Annotated in this window: 14 protein-coding genes; 10 read left to right on the plus strand and 4 right to left on the minus strand. The window is 71.4% G+C overall.

Translation table 11 applies throughout. The features are described 5' to 3' along the window. Positions 1–81: 81 nt before the first annotated feature. From glyA to purU, 7 genes are read left to right on the plus strand one after another with little or no spacing between them, the layout of a single operon-like run. Positions 82–1392, plus strand: coding sequence for a serine hydroxymethyltransferase (gene glyA / locus EQG70_RS16525; protein WP_109268380.1), 1311 nt, complete (start codon positions 82–84; stop codon positions 1390–1392). Continuing rightward, complete coding sequence (locus tag EQG70_RS16530; RefSeq protein ID WP_017833538.1) at positions 1392–2609, plus strand: sarcosine oxidase subunit beta family protein; 1218 nt, start codon at positions 1392–1394, stop codon at positions 2607–2609. The genes glyA and EQG70_RS16530 overlap by 1 nt, the downstream gene beginning before the upstream one ends. 14 nt (positions 2610–2623) lie before the next feature. After that, on the plus strand, positions 2624–2911 hold the full coding sequence (locus EQG70_RS16535) for a sarcosine oxidase subunit delta (protein WP_017833539.1): 288 nt from the start codon (positions 2624–2626) through the stop codon (positions 2909–2911). Then, positions 2908–5823: a sarcosine oxidase subunit alpha family protein gene (locus tag EQG70_RS16540; protein ID WP_208746218.1), complete on the plus strand. Its 2916-nt coding sequence runs from the start codon at positions 2908–2910 to the stop codon at positions 5821–5823. Before EQG70_RS16535 ends, EQG70_RS16540 begins: the two co-directional genes overlap by 4 nt. Further along, on the plus strand, positions 5816–6493 hold the full coding sequence (locus EQG70_RS16545) for a sarcosine oxidase subunit gamma (protein WP_017833541.1): 678 nt from the start codon (positions 5816–5818) through the stop codon (positions 6491–6493). The genes EQG70_RS16540 and EQG70_RS16545 overlap by 8 nt, the downstream gene beginning before the upstream one ends. Continuing rightward, entirely contained in the window at positions 6493–7896 is a 1404-nt protein-coding gene (locus EQG70_RS16550) for an L-serine ammonia-lyase (protein ID WP_109268381.1), read from the plus strand. Before EQG70_RS16545 ends, EQG70_RS16550 begins: the two co-directional genes overlap by 1 nt. Positions 7897–7948: 52 nt before the next feature. Then, the gene (purU, locus tag EQG70_RS16555; RefSeq protein ID WP_017833543.1) at positions 7949–8791 is read left to right on the plus strand and encodes a formyltetrahydrofolate deformylase; all 843 of its coding nucleotides are present in this window, start codon (positions 7949–7951) and stop codon (positions 8789–8791) included. A gap of 112 nt (positions 8792–8903) precedes the next feature. On the opposite strand, the gene EQG70_RS16560 is transcribed toward purU, so the two are convergent. From EQG70_RS16560 to EQG70_RS16575, 4 genes are all read right to left on the minus strand, one after another. Next, complete coding sequence (locus tag EQG70_RS16560) at positions 8904–9584, minus strand: MBL fold metallo-hydrolase (RefSeq protein ID WP_095650221.1); 681 nt, start codon at positions 9582–9584, stop codon at positions 8904–8906. Next, positions 9581–10744 (minus strand): S-(hydroxymethyl)mycothiol dehydrogenase, encoded by a 1164-nt coding sequence (locus EQG70_RS16565; RefSeq protein WP_035923485.1) that lies wholly within the window; start codon positions 10742–10744, stop codon positions 9581–9583. Before EQG70_RS16565 ends, EQG70_RS16560 begins: the two co-directional genes overlap by 4 nt. A gap of 133 nt (positions 10745–10877) precedes the next feature. After that, entirely contained in the window at positions 10878–13346 is a 2469-nt protein-coding gene (locus EQG70_RS16570; RefSeq protein WP_109268382.1) for a GcvT family protein, read from the minus strand. A gap of 48 nt (positions 13347–13394) precedes the next feature. Then, positions 13395–13757 carry a bifunctional 3-phenylpropionate/cinnamic acid dioxygenase ferredoxin subunit gene (locus EQG70_RS16575; RefSeq protein ID WP_109268383.1) on the minus strand — a complete coding sequence of 121 codons (363 nt, stop codon included), beginning with the start codon at positions 13755–13757 and terminating at the stop codon, positions 13395–13397. A gap of 351 nt (positions 13758–14108) precedes the next feature. On the opposite strand from EQG70_RS16575, the gene EQG70_RS16580 reads away from it, so the two are divergent. The 3 genes from EQG70_RS16580 to EQG70_RS16590 all read left to right on the plus strand — a co-directional run bounded on the left by EQG70_RS16580 (position 14109) and on the right by EQG70_RS16590 (position 18515). Beyond that, complete coding sequence (locus EQG70_RS16580) at positions 14109–15299, plus strand: NAD(P)/FAD-dependent oxidoreductase (protein WP_109268384.1); 1191 nt, start codon at positions 14109–14111, stop codon at positions 15297–15299. A gap of 77 nt (positions 15300–15376) precedes the next feature. Continuing rightward, positions 15377–16576, plus strand: a complete 1200-nt coding sequence (locus EQG70_RS16585; RefSeq protein WP_035923494.1) for an aromatic ring-hydroxylating oxygenase subunit alpha — start codon at positions 15377–15379, stop codon at positions 16574–16576. Further along, positions 16566–18515 (plus strand): BCCT family transporter, encoded by a 1950-nt coding sequence (locus tag EQG70_RS16590; protein ID WP_109268385.1) that lies wholly within the window; start codon positions 16566–16568, stop codon positions 18513–18515. Before EQG70_RS16585 ends, EQG70_RS16590 begins: the two co-directional genes overlap by 11 nt. The last annotated feature ends 10 nt before the right edge of the window (positions 18516–18525 follow it).

Consider the following 18525-nt stretch of genomic DNA (forward strand, 5'->3'; position numbering starts at 1 on the left):
GACCCGCCGTGCCCCTCGTCACATACTAGGCCTGAACAACTGATATATCAGTTGCACACAGAAGACTTCCCAGGAGGGCACATGACCGTGCACGAGGACCACTCCCTGTACCAGCCGCTGGCCGAGAGCGACCCCGAGGTCGCCGCGGCCGTCGACGCCGAGCTGCGGCGCCAGCAGTCCACGCTGGAGATGATCGCCTCCGAGAACTTCGCGCCCGCGGCGGTCATGGAGGCCCAGGGCTCGGTGCTCACGAACAAGTACGCCGAGGGCTACCCCGGCCGGCGCTACTACGGCGGCTGCGAGCACGTGGACGTGATCGAGCAGCTGGCGATCGACCGCCTCAAGGCCCTGTTCGGCGCCGAGCACGCCAACGTCCAGCCGCACTCCGGGGCGCAGGCCAACGCCGCGGCCATGTCCGCGCTGCTCCAGCCCGGCGACACCATCCTGGGTCTGGACCTCGCCCACGGCGGGCACCTGACGCACGGGATGAAGCTCAACTTCTCCGGCAAGCTCTACCAGGTCGCCGCCTACGGGGTCTCCGAGGACGACCACCGGGTCGACATGGACGAGGTCGCCCGGCTCGCCCGCGAGCACCGCCCGCAGCTCATCATCGCCGGCTGGTCCGCCTACACGAGGCAGCTGGACTTCGCCGCGTTCCGCGCGATCGCCGACGAGGTCGGGGCGTACCTGATGGTCGACATGGCGCACTTCGCCGGGCTCGTCGCCGCCGGGCTGCACCCCAACCCGGTGCCCCACGCCGACGTGGTGACCTCCACGACGCACAAGACGCTCGGCGGCCCGCGCGGCGGGGTGATCCTGTGCAAGCAGGAGCACGCGAAGAAGATCAACTCCGCGGTCTTCCCCGGTCAGCAGGGCGGCCCCTTGGAGCACGTGATCGCCGCCAAGGCCGTGGCCTTCAAGCACGCCGCGGCCGAGGAGTTCACCGACCGCCAGGTGCGCACCCTGGAGGGCGCGAAGATCCTGGCCACCCGGCTGCTGTCCCCGGACGTCATGGCCACCGGGATCAACCTGGTCAGCGGCGGCACCGACGTGCACCTGGTGCTGGTGGACCTGCGGAACTCCGAGCTCGACGGACAGCAGGGCGAGGACCGGCTGCACCGCATCGGGATCACGGTCAACCGCAACGCCGTGCCCTTCGACCCCCGCCCGCCGATGGTCTCCTCCGGTCTGCGGATCGGCACCCCGGCCCTGGCCACCCGCGGCTTCGGGGTCGAGGAGTTCACGGAGGTGGCCGACATCATCGCCCAGGCGCTGATCCAGGAGCTGACCGACGAGCTCGTCGAGCAGCTGCGCGATCGTGTGACCGCCCTGGCCGAGCGGTTCCCGCTCTACCCGAACCTGTCCGCCCCCGCCCTGAACGGAGCCTTCTGATGGCCGACCTGCTGCCGGAGCACCCGGACTTCCTGTGGCGCAACCCGGACCCGAAGTCCTCCTACGACGCCGTGATCGTCGGCGGCGGCGGACACGGGCTGGCGACCGCCTACTACCTGGCCAAGAACCACGGCATGACCAACATCGCCGTGCTGGAGCGGGGCTGGCTGGCCGGCGGGAACATGGCCCGCAACACCACGATCATCCGCTCCAACTACCTGTGGGACGAGTCCGCGGCGATGTACGAGCACTCCCTGAAGCTCTGGGAGATCCTGCCCGAGGAGCTGGAGTACGACTTCCTGTTCTCCCAGCGCGGCGTGATGAACCTGGCGCACACCCTGGGGGACGTCCGCGAGTCGGTGCGCCGGGTCAACGCGAACAAGCTCAACGGCATCGACGCGGAGTGGATCAGCCCGGAGCAGGTCAAGGAGCTGTGCCCGATCATCAACATCGGGGACGACATCCGCTACCCGGTGATGGGGGCGACCTACCAGCCGCGCGCGGGCATCGCCAAGCACGACCACGTGGCCTGGGCCTTCGCCCGCAAGTGCGACGAGATGGGCGTGGACATCATCCAGAACTGCGAGGTCACCGGCTTCGTCAAGGACGGCGACCGGGTGGTGGCCGTGGAGACGTCCCGCGGGCGGATCAACGCCGGCAAGGTCGGACTCTGCGGGGCCGGGCACTCCTCGGTCCTGGCGGAGCTCGCCGGGTTCCGGCTGCCGATCCAGTCCCACCCGCTGCAGGCCCTGGTCTCGGAGCTGCACGAGCCCGTGCACCCGACCGTGGTGATGTCCAACCACGTGCACGTCTACGTCTCCCAGGCCCACAAGGGCGAGCTGGTCATGGGCGCCGGCGTGGACGCCTACAACGGCTACGGCCAGCGCGGCGCCTTCCACGTCATCGAGGAGCAGATGGCGGCAGCGGTGGAGCTCTTCCCGATCTTCGCCCGCGCCCATGTCCTGCGCACGTGGGGCGGCATCGTCGACGTCACCCTGGACGCCTCCCCGATCGTCTCCAAGACGCCCGTGGACCAGATGTACGTCAACTGCGGCTGGGGGACCGGCGGGTTCAAGGGAACCCCCGGCGCCGGCTACTCCTTCGCCCACACCATCGCCCACGACGAGCCCCACCCCCTCAACGAGCCCTTCGCCCTGGAGCGGTTCGAGACCGGGGTCCTCATCGACGAGCACGGCGCCGCCGCCGTGGCCCACTAGGAGGCCGGAACACCATGCTGCTGATCGAGTGCCCCAACTGCGGGCCGCGCGACGAGACCGAGTACCAGTACGGCGGGGAGGCGCACGTGCCCTACCCCGAGGACCCCAGCCGGCTCTCCGACAAGGAGTGGGCGGAGTACCTCTTCTACCGCAACAACCCCAAGGGTCTGATCGCGGAACGGTGGGCCCACGCCGTCGGCTGCCGCCGCTGGTTCAACGTCGTCCGCGACACCGTGACCTACGACATCAAGGCCGTCTACAGGATCGACGAGCCCAAGCCCGAGATCGGAGGCGTCAAGTGAGCGCGCAGACCCACCGCCTGCCGGCGCAGCAGAGTGCGCCCGGCAGCATCGACCGCACCACGCCGGTGCGCTTCACCGTCGACGGGCAGGAGCACACCGGGTACGCCGGCGACACCCTGGCCTCGGCCCTGCTCGCCGCCGGGCGCATCCACTGCGGCGACTCGATGTACCTGGGCCGTCCGCGCGGGATCGTGTCCGCCGGGGTGGAGGAGCCCAACGCGCTGGTCAAGGTCGCCGCGCGCACGGAGGCCGACGTCGACGAGTCCATGCTCCCGGCCACCACGGTCGAGCTGACCGACGGTCTGCAGGCGTCCTACCTGCGCGGTCTCGGACAGCTCGACCCCCGCAAGGACGAGGCCGTCTACGACCACAAGCACGTGCACACCGACGTCCTCGTCGTCGGCGCCGGCCCCGCCGGGCTGGCCGCGGCCCGGGAGGCCGCGAAGTCAGGGGCCCGGGTCATCCTCATGGACGAGCAGCCGGAGGCCGGAGGCTCCCTGCTGTCGGGCCGCGACGACGTCGTCGACGGCCTGCCCGCCCGCGACTGGGTCGCCCGCACCCTCACCGCCCTGGAGGCCGAGCCCGAGGTCACTGTCCTGCACCGCACCACGGCGTTCGGCAACTACGACGCCAACTACGTCGTCGCCGTCCAGCGGCGCACCGGCCACCTCGCCGAGGCCCCGGGTCCCGGCGTGTCGCGGGAGCGGATCTGGCACGTGCGGGCGCAGCAGATCGTGCTCGCCACCGGCGCGCACGAGCGGCCGGTCGTCTTCGCCAACAACGACCGCCCCGGCATCATGCTCGCCGGATCGGTGCGCACCTACCTCAACCGCTACGCCGTCGCCGCCGGCACGTCGGTGGTCGTGGCCACCACGAACGACTCCGCCTACGACCTCGTGGCCGACCTCGCCGCCGCCGGGGTCCGTGTCGCGGCCGTGGTCGACTCCCGCCCGGAGCTCCACGGCCGGGCCGCCGACATCGCCGCCGCCACCGGGGTTCGCCTGATCACCGGCAGCGCCGTGGTGGACACCGCCGGCGACGGCGAGCACGGGCGGATCAGCGCCGCGACGATCGGCGGGATCGACGGCTCCGGCGCGCTGACCGGCCCCACCACCACCGTGGACACGGATCTGCTCGCCGTCTCGGGCGGGTGGACCCCGGTGGTCCACCTGCACAGCCAGCGGCAGGGCAAGCTGACCTGGGACGAGCGCCTCGCGGCGTTCGTGCCGGGCGCCCCCGTGCGGGACCAGCACACCGCGGGCTCGGTCAACGGCACCACCGACCTGGCGTGGTGCCTCACCGAGGGGGCCCTCGCCGGGGCCGAGGCCGCCGGCCGGGCCGGCTTCGAGACCCAGCCCGAGACCCCGCACGCGGAGAGCGTCGAGTCCTCGCCCGTCCGCCCGCTGTGGCTGGTGCCCGGGCCCGAGGGCGCGTCCGCCGGCTGGAGCCGCCACTTCGTCGACTTCCAGCGCGACCAGACGGTCGCGGACGTGCTGCGCTCCACCGGCGCCGGCATGCGGTCCGTGGAGCACGTCAAGCGCTACACCTCCATCTCGACCGCCAACGACCAGGGCAAGACCTCCGGGGTCAACGCCATCGGCGTCATCGCCGCGGCGCTGAACAGCACCGACGTCGGCGGGATCGGCACCACCACCTACCGCGCCCCCTACACCCCGGTGGCCTTCACGGCCCTGGCCGGACGACGGCTCGGCCACCTGTTCGACCCGGCGCGGCTGACCTCGGTCCACCCCTGGCACGTGGCCCACGGGGCCCTGTTCGAGGACGTCGGGCAGTGGAAGCGGCCCTGGTACTACCCGCAGGCCGGGGAGGACATGGACACGGCGGTGCTGCGCGAGTGCGCGGCCGTGCGCGGGTCCGTGGGGTTCATGGACGCCACCACCCTGGGCAAGATCGAGATCCGGGGCAAGGACGCCGGGGAGTTCCTCAACCGCGTCTACACCAACGCCTTCAAGAAGCTCAAGCCCGGCATGGGCCGGTACGGGGTCATGTGCACCCCCGACGGGATGGTCTTCGACGACGGCGTGACCCTGCGCCTGGACGAGGACCGGTACTTCATGACCACCACCACCGGTGGCGCGGCCAAGGTCCTGGACTGGCTCGAGGAGTGGTCCCAGACCGAGTGGCCGGAGCTCGACGTCACCTTCACCTCGGTCACGGAGCAGTACACCACCGTCGCCGTCGTGGGCCCGAAGTCCCGGGCCGTCGTCGAGAAGCTCGCCCCCGAGCTGGACCTGTCCAACGAGGCGTTCCCGTTCATGGCCTTCCGCGAGACCGTCCTGGCCTCCGGGGTGCCCGCACGGATCTGCCGGATCTCCTTCTCCGGGGAGCTGGCCTTCGAGATCAACGTCTCCTCCTGGTACGGCCTGTCGGTCTGGGAGTCCGTCGCGGAGGCCGGCGCCGAGTACGGCATCACCCCCTACGGCACCGAGACCATGCACGTGCTGCGCGCGGAGAAGGCCTTCCCCATCGTGGGCCAGGACACCGACGGCACGGTCACCCCGCAGGACCTGGGGATGGAGTGGGTGGTGTCCAAGACCAAGGACTTCATCGGCAGGCGCTCCTACGACCGCCCGTCCGCCACCAGCCCGGACCGCAAGCAGCTGGTCGCGGTCCTGCCGGTGGACCGGACGTTCCGGCTGCCGGAGGGCGCCCAGCTGGTGGACCACGGCACGCCCATCACCCCGGAGGTCGCCCCCGTGCCCATGGTCGGCCACGTCACCTCCAGCTACCGCAGCGCCGCCCTGGACCGGACCTTCGGGCTCGCCCTGGTGGAGAACGGCCGCAACCGCATCGGTGAGACGCTCCAGGCCCCGCTCGACGGGCGGCTCGTGGACGTCGTCATCGCAGAACCCGTGCTCTACGACCCCGAAGGGAACCGCCGTGATGGCTGAGCAGCTCCTGACCGACACCACCGCCCTGCGCCGCAGTCCCCTCGCCCACCTCGCGCAGCAGATGCACGAGCAGACCGTGACGGGCGAGCGGGGCGTGGCCCTGCGCGAGATCCCGTTCCTGACCATGGTCGGGATCCGGGTGGCGCCCGGCACTCCGGCCGCCGAGGCGGTCGCCGCCGCGGCCGGGATGCCCCTGCCGACCGGCCACGGCCGGGTCACCGGCACCGCCGGGGCCACGGCGATCCTGTGGATCGGGCCCGACGAGTTCCTGCTCGTCGGCCCCGAGGGCGTGGGGCCCGCGGAGATCGGCCCTGCGGGGAGCGACCTCCGAGCGGCGGGCACCGACGACGCCGGCACCGCAGCCGGGCTGGCCGGGGCCCTGGGCACCGAGCCCGGGCAGGCCGTGGACCTGTCCGCCAACCGCACCACCCTCGAGCTGTCCGGGCCCTCGGCCCGCGCGGTGCTCGAGAAGAGCTGCCACCTGGACCTCCACCCGCGGGCCTTCGCGGTCGGCACCGCCGTGGCCACGACCCTGGGCCCGGTGCAGGTGCTGCTGTGGCGCACGGAGGAGCTGACGTGGCGGATCATGCCGCGGGCCTCCTTCGCCGAGTACACCGCCCGGTGGCTGCTGGACGGCATGACGGAGTTCGCCTCTCCCGAGGTGCCCTGATGGCGCTGTCCGCCCTGGACCTGTTCTCCGTCGGCATCGGCCCCTCCTCGTCCCACACGGTGGGCCCCATGCGGGCCGCCCGGCTGTTCGCGGACGGGCTGGCCGGGGCCGGCCTCCTCGAGGGAGTCGCCAGGGTCCGGGCCGAGCTGTTCGGCTCGCTCGGCGCCACCGGTCACGGGCACGGCTCGGACAAGGCCGTGATCCTGGGGCTGCAGGGCGAGGACCCGGAGACCGTGGACACCGACACGGCGGACGACCAGGTGCGGACGAGCACGGAGCGCGGGCAGCTGTGCCTGGCGGGGGTCCGGCCGATCCCCTTCGACCGCGCCGAGGACGTCGTCATGCACCGGCGCAGGTCGCTGCCCGCGCACCCCAACGGCATGACGTTCGCAGCCTTCGGGGCGGACGGCGAGCCGGTGCGGGAGCGGACCTACTACTCGGTGGGCGGCGGGTTCGTGGTGGACGGGGACGTGTCCGGGGCGGACCGCATCGTCCAGGACACCACGGAGGTGCCGTACCCGTTCACCACCGGCCGGCAGCTCCTGGAGCACTGCCGGCGGGAGGGGACCTCGATCGCCGGGATCATGCTCGCCAACGAGCTGTCCTGGCGCAGCGAGGAGCAGCTCCGCTCGAGCCTGCTGCGCCTCTGGGCCGTCATGCAGGAGTGCGTGGAGAACGGGTGCACGCGCACGGAGGCCCGGCTGCCCGGCGGGCTGAAGGTCCGCCGCCGGGCGCCGGGCCTGCGGGCGCGGCTGCGCGAGGCCGAGGCGGCCGCCGACGCGTGCGCCGTCCGGCCGGCGTCCGATCCGCTGCAGGCCATGGAGTGGATCAACCTCTACGCCCTGGCGGTCAACGAGGAGAACGCCTCCGGCGGGCGGATCGTCACCGCCCCGACCAACGGGGCGGCGGGCATCATCCCCGCCGTGCTGCACTACTACGACCGGTTCGTCGCCGGGGCGGACGAGGACGGCGTGGTGGAGTTCCTGCTGACGGCGGCGGCCGTCGGCATCCTGATCAAGGAGAACGCCTCCATCTCCGGCGCGGAGATGGGCTGCCAGGGCGAGGTGGGCTCGGCCTGCTCCATGGCCGCCGCGGGCCTGTGCGCGGTCCTCGGCGGCACGCCGGAGCAGGTCGAGAACGCCGCCGAGGTCGGCATGGAGCACAACCTCGGGCTGACCTGCGACCCCGTGGGCGGGCTCGTGCAGATCCCGTGCATCGAGCGCAACGCGATCGCCTCCGTCAAGGCCATCAACGCCGCACGCCTGGCCCTCCAGGGCGACGGCGAGCACACGGTCTCGCTCGACCAGGTCATCAAGACCATGCGCGAGACCGGCAACGACATGAAGATCAAGTACAAGGAGACCTCCCGTGGTGGACTGGCCGTCAACGTCATCGAATGCTGAGCAGCGCCTGCAGCCGCAGGCCGTCACCACCGCTCCACCCACGACGGAGCTGGTGCTGACCCTCGACTGCCCGGAGAGACCGGGGATCGTGCACGCCGTCAGCGGGGTGCTCCTGGAGCACGGGTGCAACATCGTGGAGCTCACCCAGTTCGACGACCGGCGGCTGGGCCACTTCTTCATGCGCGTGCACGTCGCCTCCGCCACGGAGGACGGCCTCGACCCCGAGGCCCTCCGGGCGGACCTGGCCCCGGTGGCCGAGCGGTTCGACATGCGCTGGGAGCTCAGCGAGCACGGGGCGAAGCGGCGGGTGCTGGTGATGGTCTCCAAGTTCGGCCACTGCCTCAACGACCTGCTCTTCCGCGCCCGGACCGGGGACCTGCCCGTGGACATCGTCGCGGTGGTCTCCAACCACCGCGACCACCAGCGCCTCGTCGAGTGGCACGGCATCCCGTTCTTCCACGTGCCCGTCACCCGGGACACCAAGCCCGAGGCCGAGGCCCGGCTGCTGGAGCTCGTGGACCGCTTCGAGGTGGACCTCGTGGTCCTGGCCCGCTACATGCAGGTGCTCAGCGACTCGCTGGCCACCCGGATGGAGGGACGGGTGATCAACATCCACCACTCGTTCCTGCCGTCCTTCAAGGGCGCCAAGCCGTACCACCAGGCCTACGAGCGCGGGGTGAAGACCGTGGGCGCCACGGCGCACTACGTCAACGCCGAGCTGGACGAGGGCCCGATCATCGCGCAGCAGCTCGTGGACGTGGACCACACCTACGGCCCGGAGGACCTCGTGGCCGCGGGGCGGGACACCGAGTGCAAGGCCCTGTCCAACGCCGTGAAGTGGCACTGCGAGGGCCGGGTCATCCTGCACGGCAACCGCACGGTCGTCCTGCGCTGAGCACGCACGACGGAGCGCCGCCCCCGGGGATCCCGGGGGCGGCGCTCCGTCGTGGGTGCTCCGGGACGTCGTGCGTGCTCCGGAACGTCACCCGGGCCGGCCTCCTGCCGGCTCAGTGGCCGCGGTCGATCCACTCCTGCAGGTGGGGGGCCTCCGCGCCGATCGTGGTGGTGTCCCCGTGGCCGGTGAGCACCTCCGTGGTCCCCGGCAGCGTGAGCAGCCGGTCCCGGATGGAGTCGACGATCGTGGGGAAGTCCGAGTACGAGCGGCCGGTGGCGCCGGGACCGCCCTGGAAGAGGGTGTCCCCGGAGAACAGCACTCCGCCCTCGCCCAGGTCCGGCGCCCAGAAGCACACCGAGCCCGGCGAGTGGCCCGGGGTGTGCAGCGCGGTGAGGCGCACCCCGCCCACCGAGTAGACGTCACCGTCGCGGATGATGCGGTCGAAGCGGCGGGCGGGGTGGACCTGCTCCCAGAGCATCGTGTCGTCCGGGTGCAGGTGCACCGGTGCCCGCAGCTGCTCGGCGACCTCGACGACGGCGCGGATGTGGTCGTCGTGGCCGTGGGTGAGCAGGATGGCCACCACTGCCCGGCCGCCGACGGCGTCCACGACCTGCTGCGGGGCGTGGGCCGGGTCGATGACCACGCACTGCTCGTCGTCGCCCACGATCCACACGTTGTTCTCGACCTCCCAGGTGCCCCCGTCCAGGGAGAACGTCCCCGAGGTCACCAGGTGCTCCACCCGGACCCGGCCCGTGGCGTCCGTGCGCTGCCCCACATCCTGCCGCGCGGTCATCGGGCCGCTCCGGCCGGGGCGGTCACGCCGGTCTCCAGGCCACGCTCCTCCGCGCCGGTCGCCGAGCGGTCCAACTCCACGACGGAGCGCAGGACGGTGCCGGCCTTCATCTTCGCGAAGGCCTCCTCGACGTCGTCCAGGCCGATGCGCTCGGTGACGAACCCGTCGAGGTCCAGCCGGCCGAGCCGGTACTGGTCCACCAGCATCGGGAAGTCCCTGGAGGGGAGGGTGTCGCCGTACCAGGCGGACTTGATGGACCCGCCGCGGCCGAAGACCTCGTCCAGCGGGATCTCCCACGTGGTGCCGGGGGCGGGCACCCCGACCAGCACCATCCGGCCGGCCAGGTCACGGGCCTCGAACGCCTGCTTGAAGGTGGGGGCGATGCCCACGGCGTCGATCACCAGGTCGGCGCCGTTGCCGCCCGTGAGCGCCCGGATCGCCGCCACGGGGTCCTGCTCCTTCGAGTTGACCACGTGGGTGGCGCCGAAATGCTCCGCGGTGGCCAGCTTCTCGTCGTCGAGGTCCACGGCCACGATCGTGGTGGCCCCGGCCAGTGCGGCACCGGCGACCGCGGCCGCCCCGACCCCACCGCAGCCGATCACGGCCACGGACTCCCCGCGCTTCACGGCGCCGGTGTTGAGCACCGCGCCGATGCCGGCCATCACGCCGCACCCGAGCAGCCCGACGGCCGCGTACTGGTGCGGTTCGAGGTCGGCCTCGATCCTCGTGCACTGCCCGGCGGCGACGAGGGTCTTCTCGGCGAACGACCCGATGCCCAGGGCCGGGGTCAGCGGGGTGCCGTCCTCGAGCGTCATCCTCTGGGTGGCGTTGTGGGTGGCGAAGCAGTACCAGGGCTCGCCCCTGCGGCAGGCCCGGCACTCGCCGCACACCGCCCGCCAGTTCAGGATCACGTGGTCGCCCACGGCGACCTCCGTCACCCCCTCCCCGATCGCCGACACCACGCCCGAGGACTCGTGGCCCAGCAGGAACGGGTAGTCGTCGCCCACCCCGCCCTGGACGTAGTGGTGGTCGGTCTGGCACACCCCGCAGGTGAGCACGTCCACCAGTACCTCTCCCGGTCCGGGGTCCGGCACCAGGATGGTCTCCACACTGACCGGCTGGTTCTTGCCCTTGGACACCACGCCCTTGACCTTGTGCATGCTGGAACTGCCTTTCGTCGTCGTCGGCACCGGTAACGGTGCTCGATCGCAGAAGTCGTACTGGGAAGTCCCGAGGTCGGGACGAAGAGCCGCGGCCGGAGCGGCGCACGCCCCGGCCGCGACGGCAGGGGCCTCAGCCGCGGATGCGCTCCATGCCGGGGTCCACGAGCGGCTCGGCGCTGACCGTGGCGGGGACGCGCTCGCCGAGGTACTCGATCTCGACGCCGTCCCCCTCGGAGAGCTCCGGCGGGAGCCAGGCATAGGCGACCGGGCGGCCCACGGTGTGGCCGAAGACGGCGCTGGTGACGTAGCCGGCGGCGGCGCCGTCCACGTACACGGGCTCCTTGCCCATCACCACGGAGCGGCCGTCGTCGACCGTCAGGCAGCGCAGCCGGCGCCGCACCTGGCCGTCGGAGGCCACGGCCGCCGACCCCACGAACTCGCCCTTGTCCTTCTTGACGGCGAAGTCCAGTCCCGCCTCCAGGGCGGTGTGCTCCGTGGTCATGTCGGTGCCCCAGGACCGGTAGCCCTTCTCCACGCGCAGGCTGTTGAAGGCGGCGCGCCCCGCGGGGACGATGCCGAACTCCTGGCCCGCCTCGTGCAGCAGGTCCCACAGCCGCAGTCCCTGGTCCGCGGTGGTGTACAGCTCCCAACCGAGCTCGCCCACGTAGGAGAGGCGCATCGCGGTGACCCGCAGGCCGCCCACCCGGATCTGCTTGGTGCGGAAGTACTTCAGGCCGTCGTTGGACAGGTCGTCGCGGGAGACCTTCGCCATGACCTCCCGGGCCTTCGGCCCCCACAGCCCGATGCAGCAGGTCTCGGCGGTGGTGTCACGGACCAGGGCCCAGGCCGTGGGGTCCGCGGCGCTCTGCCGGGTGGCCTCGGCGGACAGGTACGCCACGTCCACGCTGCTGTTGATGCCGGCCTGGAACAGGTTCTCGCCGAGCCGGGCCACGGTGATGTCGCTGCGGATCCCGGCCTTCTCGTCCAGCAGGAGGCAGTACGTCACGGCGCCCGGCTTGCGCAGGACGTTGCCGGTGGTGAGCCGCTGCAGCAGAGCGGCGGCCCCGGGACCTTCGACGGTCACGCGCTTGAGCGGGGTCATGTCGTACATCGCCACGGCGGTGCGGGTCTTCCAGGCCTCGACCGCCGCGATCGGCGAGTGGAACCGGGCCGCCCACGGCTCGCGCTCCGGCTCGCGCCACTCCTCGGGCAGCTGCTCCAGGAGCGCGGCGTTGGACTCGTACCAGTGCGGGCGCTCCCACCCGTGGCTCTCCAGGAAGAACGCGCCGAGCTCCAGCTCCCGGGGATAGAAGGGGCTGACCCGCAGGTTGCGCGGCGAGTCCCGGGGCTGGAGGGGGTGGAGGACGTCGTAGATCTCCACGAAGTTCTGCTTGCCCGTCTCCTCGACGTACTCCGGGGAGAGCTGCACGTCGTCGAACCGGGTGGCCTCGCAGCCGTGCAGGTCCGTCTCCGGAGCGCCGTCCACCAGCAGTTCGGCCATGGCCTTGGCCACACCCGAGGAGTGCGTGACCCACACGGCCTCCGCCACCCAGAACCCGGCGAGGTCCGGGGATTCGCCGATGAGCGGGCCCCCGTCCGGGGTGAAGGAGAAGATGCCGTTGAAGCCCTCGGCCACCTCGCTGCCGCGCAGGCTCGGCAGGAAGCGCCGGCTCTCGGCCCACTGCTCGGTGAAGTCCTCGGGCGTGAAGTCCAGGCGGGAGGGCATCCGGTCGTGGGCGATGTCGCGGGGCGCGTAGTGCGGCAGGTCGGCGAGGTCCACCGGGATCGGGCGGTGGGCGTAGGAGCCGATGCCGATCCGGTCCCCCCACTCCCGGTAGTAGAGGTCCGCGTCCTGGTGCCGGAGGATCGGCAGGGTCGCGCCGTTCGGGGCGTCGTGCTTGCCGACCAGCTCCAGGACCGCGGAGGTGAAGACGTACTGGTGGGCCAGCGGCTGGAGGGGGCACGGCATGCCGGCCATCTCGCCGATCGCGGGTCCCCAGAATCCGGCGCAGGAGACGACGATGTCCGCCGGCACGGTTCCGTCGGACGTGGTCACGCCGGTCACGCGGCCGTTCGAGCGCTCGATGCCGGTGACGATCGTCTCGGCGCAGTAGGTCACGCCGGCGCGCGTGGTGCGCTCGATGAGCACCTGCACCGCCTTGGCCGCCAGGGCGAGCCCGTCCGTCGGCACGTGGTAGCCGCCCAGCACCATCTCGGGATTGACCAGGGGATGCTGCGCGAGCACCTCCTCGGGGGTGAGCAGCCGGCCCTCGATCCCCCAGGAGGCCGCGTAGCCCACCTTGCGCTTGAGCTCCTCCAGCCGCGCCGGCGTGGTGGCCACCTCGAGACCGCCGACCTGGTTGAAGCAGCCCAGGGAGACGAGCTTCTCGACGGTGTACCGCGCGAAGTGGGTCATCGTCCGTGACGGGTTCGTCTGGTAGACGAGTCCGGGCGCGTGCGACGTCGAGCCCCCGGGAAGGGGCAGCGGACCCTGCTCGAGGACGGTGACGTCCGTCCAGCCGCGCTGGACGAGCTCGTCGGCGAGGTTCGTGCCGACGATGCCGGCGCCGATGATGACGACGCGAGGGGTGGTGCTCATGGGGCGGTTCTCCTGACCTGCGGATGTCGTGCGGGGGCTCGGCCGGGTTCAGCTCGGCCGGGACTCGTGGCCGATGACGGTGAGACCGGGCGGCAGGTTCGGTGCCTCGGACGACTCCTCGACCATGATGATGCCGTCCACGACGCTCACCTCGTGGGCCCGCACCGGCAGCTTGGCCGGAGGGGCGTCCACCGCGCCGGTGCGCAGGTCGAACTTGGACGCGTGCAGCGGGCACTCCACCTCGCACCCCTCCACCCAGCCGTCGGCGAGCGAGGCGTCCTGGTGGGTGCAGGTGTCGTCGATGGCGAACAGCTCGCCCTCCTCCGTGTGGAAGACGGCGATGGGCGGGACGGTGTCGAGGCGCAGGGCGTCACCGGGGGCGAGGTCCTTGAGGGGGCAGGCCTGGTGCATCGGAGCGGATCCTTTCCTGAGGTGGCTCGGGCCTGCTGTGCCGAGCGTTGCCACCTCGACCGCACTGCCTCACGATGAGCAACAAGTGTTGCAATGTGCAACATCGTGAGGACTTCCACCGAACCCTGTCAAGAGCCGGGGCCCACTCGGAACCCGCGCCGGGCCGCACGGGGACGCAATGTAAATTCCCCGGGTCGAATTCGCCGGACCCCTTGACGGGGCCGGGGACGAGGTTCACGCTGATTCTCACATTGTGAGCCGTGTTGCACGAAGCGCACAGGACGTCCGGACCTCGGACCTCCCCGCCCTTGCTCCGGGTCATTCAGGACGAAGATCTGAAAGGGGTCCCTCATGGAGTCCCTCGTCATTGTCGGAGCGTCGCTGGCGGGCCTGTCCGCCGCCCGGGCCGCCCGGAACCTCGGGTTCGCCGGACGACTGGTGATCATCGGTGATGATCCCCAGCGCCCCTACGACCGCCCACCGCTGTCCAAGGACTTCCTCGCCGGCCGGATCGAGCTCGAGGACCTGGCCCTGGAGACCGACGACGAGGCCCTGGAGGCCGAGTGGATCCTCGGGACCCGGGCGGTGTCCTTCGACGCGACCACCCGCCTGGTGCACCTGGAGGACGGGCGGTCGGTGCGCGCCGACGGCCTGGTGATCGCCACCGGGGCCTCGCCCCGGTCGCTGCCGCAGCTCGCCGGGAGCGCGAACGTGGTGAGCCTGCGCACCGTCGCCGACGCGCAGAGGCTCCGCGGGCTGCTGGCTGCCGGGCGGCGGCTCGTGGTCGTGGGCGCCGGCTTCATCGGCGCGGAGGTCGCCTCCACCGCCCACGCCCTCGGTCTGGACGTCACGGTGCTGGAGAAGTCCCCCACCCCCCTGTGCGGCCCGCTGGGCACCGAGCTGGGCGGGGTGGTCGCCGGGCTGCACGAACGCGCCGGCGTGGAGCTGATCTGCGGCGTCGACATCGAGGAGTTCGAGTTCACCGGCGGGTCGGTCAGCGCGGTGCGCCTGGCCGGCGGCCGGGTGCTGCCCGCCGACGTGGTGGTCGTGGGCATCGGCGCGGCGCCGAACACCGCCTGGCTGGAGGGCTCCGGGATCGAGCTGGGCAACGGCGTGCTGTGCGACGCCGTCGGGGCCACCAGCATCCCCGGGGTCGTCGCCGTGGGCGACTGCGCCGCGTGGTGGGAGCCGGGCACCGGCCGCCACCACCGGGTGGAGCACTGGACCGGGGCCGCCGAGCGCCCGGCGGTGGCCGTGGGCGCCCTGCTGGGCACCGACCCGGCCGGGCTGCCCGCCGTCAAGCCCCCCTACTTCTGGTCCGACCAGTACGGCACCCGCCTGCAGTTCGCCGGCGACGCCTCTCGCGCCGACCGCGTGGCCTACGAACACGGCGGCCCGGGCCAGGACTCCCTGCTCGCCGTCTACTACGCCGGGGACGAGCCGGTCGCCGTGCTCGCCTGGAACCAGACGAGGCTCTTCTGCCGCTGGCGCAAGACCCTCGAGAAGCTCGCCGTCGCCGCGGTCCAGTCGCTCGCGGCCTGACCGCCCACGCAGCCCTGCCACTCCTCCTCCCTCTCCCACCCCGCGCTCTGCGCACTGTCCGAACCCAGGAGTTCGTGTTGTCGATCAACGTTGTCTCGGAGTCCCTGATCTCCACCCTGCCCGGCTCCACCTACGTGGACGAGGCAGTCTTCCGCGCCGAGCAGGAGCGCATCTTCGAGCAGATGTGGTTCTGCGCCGTGCGCGCCGCCGACCTGGACAAGCCCGGAGCCTTCCGCACCGTCCAGGTCGGGCGGGAGTCCATCATCATCACCCGCAACCGGAAGCACGGCATCCGGGCGTTCTACAACATCTGCCGCCACCGCGGGGTGAAGCTGTGCATGGAGGACGCCGGCGAAGCCGCGCGCTCCTTCCAGTGCCCGTACCACGCCTGGACCTACGACTTCGACGGCAAGCTCATCGCCGCCCCCAACCTCACCAAGATGCCCGACATCGACCGCCAGGAGTACGGCCTGGTCACCATCCCGGTCCGCGAGTACCTCGGCTACGTCTGGGTCTGCCTGGCCGAGACCCCTCCGTCCTTCGAGGAGGACGTCATGGGCGACATCCAGGAGCGCCTCGGGGACACCCAGGCCATCGAGGGCTACGACATCGCCAATCTCTCCCTGGGCCGGCGGATCACCTACGACGTGAAGGCCAACTGGAAGCTCATCATCGAGAACTTCATGGAGTGCTACCACTGCGCCACCATCCACCCCGAGCTCACGGAGGTGCTGCCCGAGTTCGCCGACGGCCTCGCCGCCCAGTACTTCGTCGGACACGGCGCCGAGTTCGGCGACGACGTGCGCGGCTTCACCATCGACGGCTCCGAGGGCCTCGACAAGCTCCCCGGCGTCGACGACGACCACGACCGCCGCTACTACGCCATCACCGTCAAGCCCACCGTGTTCGTCAACCTCGTCCCCGACCACGTCATCATCCACCGCATGTTCCCGCTGGCTCCGGACCACACCGTCGTGGAGTGCGACTGGCTCTACCTCCCCTCGGTCGTGGACTCCGGCAAGGACGTCTCCACCTCCGTGGAGCTCTTCCACCGCGTCAACCAGCAGGACTTCGACGCCTGCGAACGCTGCCAGCCCGCCATGAACTCCAAGATCTACGCCAAGGGCGGGGTCCTCGTCCCCTCCGAGCACCACATCGGCGCCTTCCACGACTGGATCACCGACAAGGTCGGCGACGTCGTCGGGACGGCGCCACCCCGGTCCTCCGGGACCGGGCCGCAGCACCTGTTCCCGGGAGGGGATCACGATGAGCACTGAGAATCCACCACTGGTTCCGTCGTCGGACGCGGAGGCCCCGCCGGCCTGTCCCGTCGACGACACGACGCACCTCCACGAGGCGGAGGCCGAGGAGACCCAGATCCTCGGCGAGCTCAGGGAGGGGGTCCAGGAACGGCGCAGCGCGCTCCAGGGAGAGCCCCGGGGCCTGGACAAGGTGATCTTCGGTGTGACCGGCGCCCTGGTCGTCGCCTTCGTGGTCTGGGGCTTCGTCGGCACGGAGAACCTGTCCACCGTCTCGACCGCGGCGCTCGGGTGGGTCCTGGAGAACACCGGGTGGATCTTCGTGCTGCTGTCCTCCCTGTTCGTCGCCTACGTCCTGTGGCTGGCCCTGGGCCGGTTCGGCAACATCCCGCTGGGCAAGGACGGCGAACGGCCCGAGTTCAGGACCGTCTCGTGGATCTCCATGATGTTCGCCTGCGGCATGGGCATCGGCCTGATGTTCTACGGCGTCGCCGAGCCCCTCTACTACTACATCTCCCCGCCGCCGGCCACGGTCGACGCCGGCACGGCCGAAGCCGTCGAGACGGCCATGGCCACGTCGCTGTTCCACTGGACGCTGCACCCCTGGGCCATGTACGCGGTGCTCGGCATCGCCATCGCCTACGGCACCTTCCGGCTGGGCCGCAAGAACCTGCTCTCCGAGGCGTTCGTGTCCCTGTTCGGGCGGCGGGCGGTCGACGGCGCCGGCGGCAAGATCATCAACATCCTGGCCATCTTCGCCACGCTCTTCGGCTCCGCGGCCTCGCTCGGGCTGGGCGCGCTCCAGATCGGCAGCGGCCTGCAGTTCAACGGCGTGGTGGGCGAGGTGGCCACCCCGATGCTCGTGCTGATCATCGCGGTGCTCACCTTCTGCTTCGTGGCCTCGGCGGTGTCGGGCATCGAGCGCGGCATCCAGTTCCTGGCCAACACCAACATGGTGCTCGCGGTGGTCATGGCCCTCATCGTCTTCGTCGTGGGGCCCACCCTGTTCATCCTCAACCTCATCCCCAACGCGATCGGCTCCTACCTCCAGCAGCTGCCGGAGATGGCCGCCCGCACCGAGGCCTCCGGCGGCGAGGACATGCGCGCGTGGCTGTCCAGCTGGACGATCTTCTACTGGGCCTGGTGGATCTCCTGGACGCCGTTCGTGGGCATGTTCATCGCTCGCATCAGCCGCGGTCGCACCATCCGCCAGTTCGTCACCGGCGTGCTGCTGGTGCCCTCCCTGGTGTCCCTGCTGTGGTTCGCCGTCTTCGGCGGCAGCGCCATCCACATCCAGCGGACGGCGAACGCGACCCCCGACCCCGGCGACGGGATCGCCACGGTCGTCGACGGCGTCCCCACCATCTCCTTCGACGGCGCGATCTACGACATGTTCAACAGCCTCGGCACTCCGCAGGCGCTGACCATCGGCCTGGCGGTGCTGGCCATGGTGCTCACCGCCATCTTCTTCGTCACGGGCGCCGACTCGGCGTCCATCGTGATGGGCTCGCTCAGCTCCCGCGGGAGCCTCGAGCCGTCGAAGCCCGTCGTGATCTTCTGGGGCGTGCTGATGGGGGCGGTCGCGGCCGTCATGCTCCTGGCCGGCGGGGACACCCCCGCGGAGGCGCTGGGGGGTCTGCAGCGGCTCACCATCGTCGCCGCGCTGCCGTTCGTCCTCGTGATGTGCGTCCTGTGCATCGCCCTGACCCGCGACCTGCGCGCGGACCCGATGTGGCTGCGCCAGCGGCTGTCCGACTCCGTGGTGCGCCGCGCCATCCGCACCGCTGTGGACGAGTACGGGCACCAGAAGTTCACCCTGGTCACCCAGGAGAGCACGGATCCGCCCACGGGCCAGATCCAGGCCGTGGACGCCACGGCCGCCGGTCAGCCGATCTACGCCCGGGTGAAGGGCCAGGAGAACGGCCAGGTCCGGAAGAAGAAGGCGGCCCGCCCATGACGCCGCGGGA

It is taken from the genome of Kocuria rosea (genome assembly GCF_006094695.1).
Classification (GTDB): domain Bacteria; phylum Actinomycetota; class Actinomycetes; order Actinomycetales; family Micrococcaceae; genus Kocuria; species Kocuria rosea.

Excerpts from the sequence above, each read along its gene's own strand:
- glyA (WP_109268380.1), top strand. The coding sequence starts at position 82 with ATGACCGTGCACGAGGACCACTCCCTGTACCAGCCGCTGGCCGAGAGC.
- EQG70_RS16530 (WP_017833538.1), top strand. The coding sequence starts at position 1,392 with ATGGCCGACCTGCTGCCGGAGCACCCGGACTTCCTGTGGCGCAACCCG.
- EQG70_RS16535 (WP_017833539.1), top strand. The coding sequence starts at position 2,624 with ATGCTGCTGATCGAGTGCCCCAACTGCGGGCCGCGCGACGAGACCGAG.
- EQG70_RS16545 (WP_017833541.1), top strand. The coding sequence starts at position 5,816 with ATGGCTGAGCAGCTCCTGACCGACACCACCGCCCTGCGCCGCAGTCCC.
- EQG70_RS16550 (WP_109268381.1), top strand. The coding sequence starts at position 6,493 with ATGGCGCTGTCCGCCCTGGACCTGTTCTCCGTCGGCATCGGCCCCTCC.
- EQG70_RS16560 (WP_095650221.1), bottom strand. The coding sequence starts at position 9,584 with ATGACCGCGCGGCAGGATGTGGGGCAGCGCACGGACGCCACGGGCCGG.
- EQG70_RS16565 (WP_035923485.1), bottom strand. The coding sequence starts at position 10,744 with ATGCACAAGGTCAAGGGCGTGGTGTCCAAGGGCAAGAACCAGCCGGTC.
- EQG70_RS16570 (WP_109268382.1), bottom strand. The coding sequence starts at position 13,346 with ATGAGCACCACCCCTCGCGTCGTCATCATCGGCGCCGGCATCGTCGGC.
- EQG70_RS16575 (WP_109268383.1), bottom strand. The coding sequence starts at position 13,757 with ATGCACCAGGCCTGCCCCCTCAAGGACCTCGCCCCCGGTGACGCCCTG.
- EQG70_RS16580 (WP_109268384.1), top strand. The coding sequence starts at position 14,109 with ATGGAGTCCCTCGTCATTGTCGGAGCGTCGCTGGCGGGCCTGTCCGCC.
- EQG70_RS16590 (WP_109268385.1), top strand. The coding sequence starts at position 16,566 with ATGAGCACTGAGAATCCACCACTGGTTCCGTCGTCGGACGCGGAGGCC.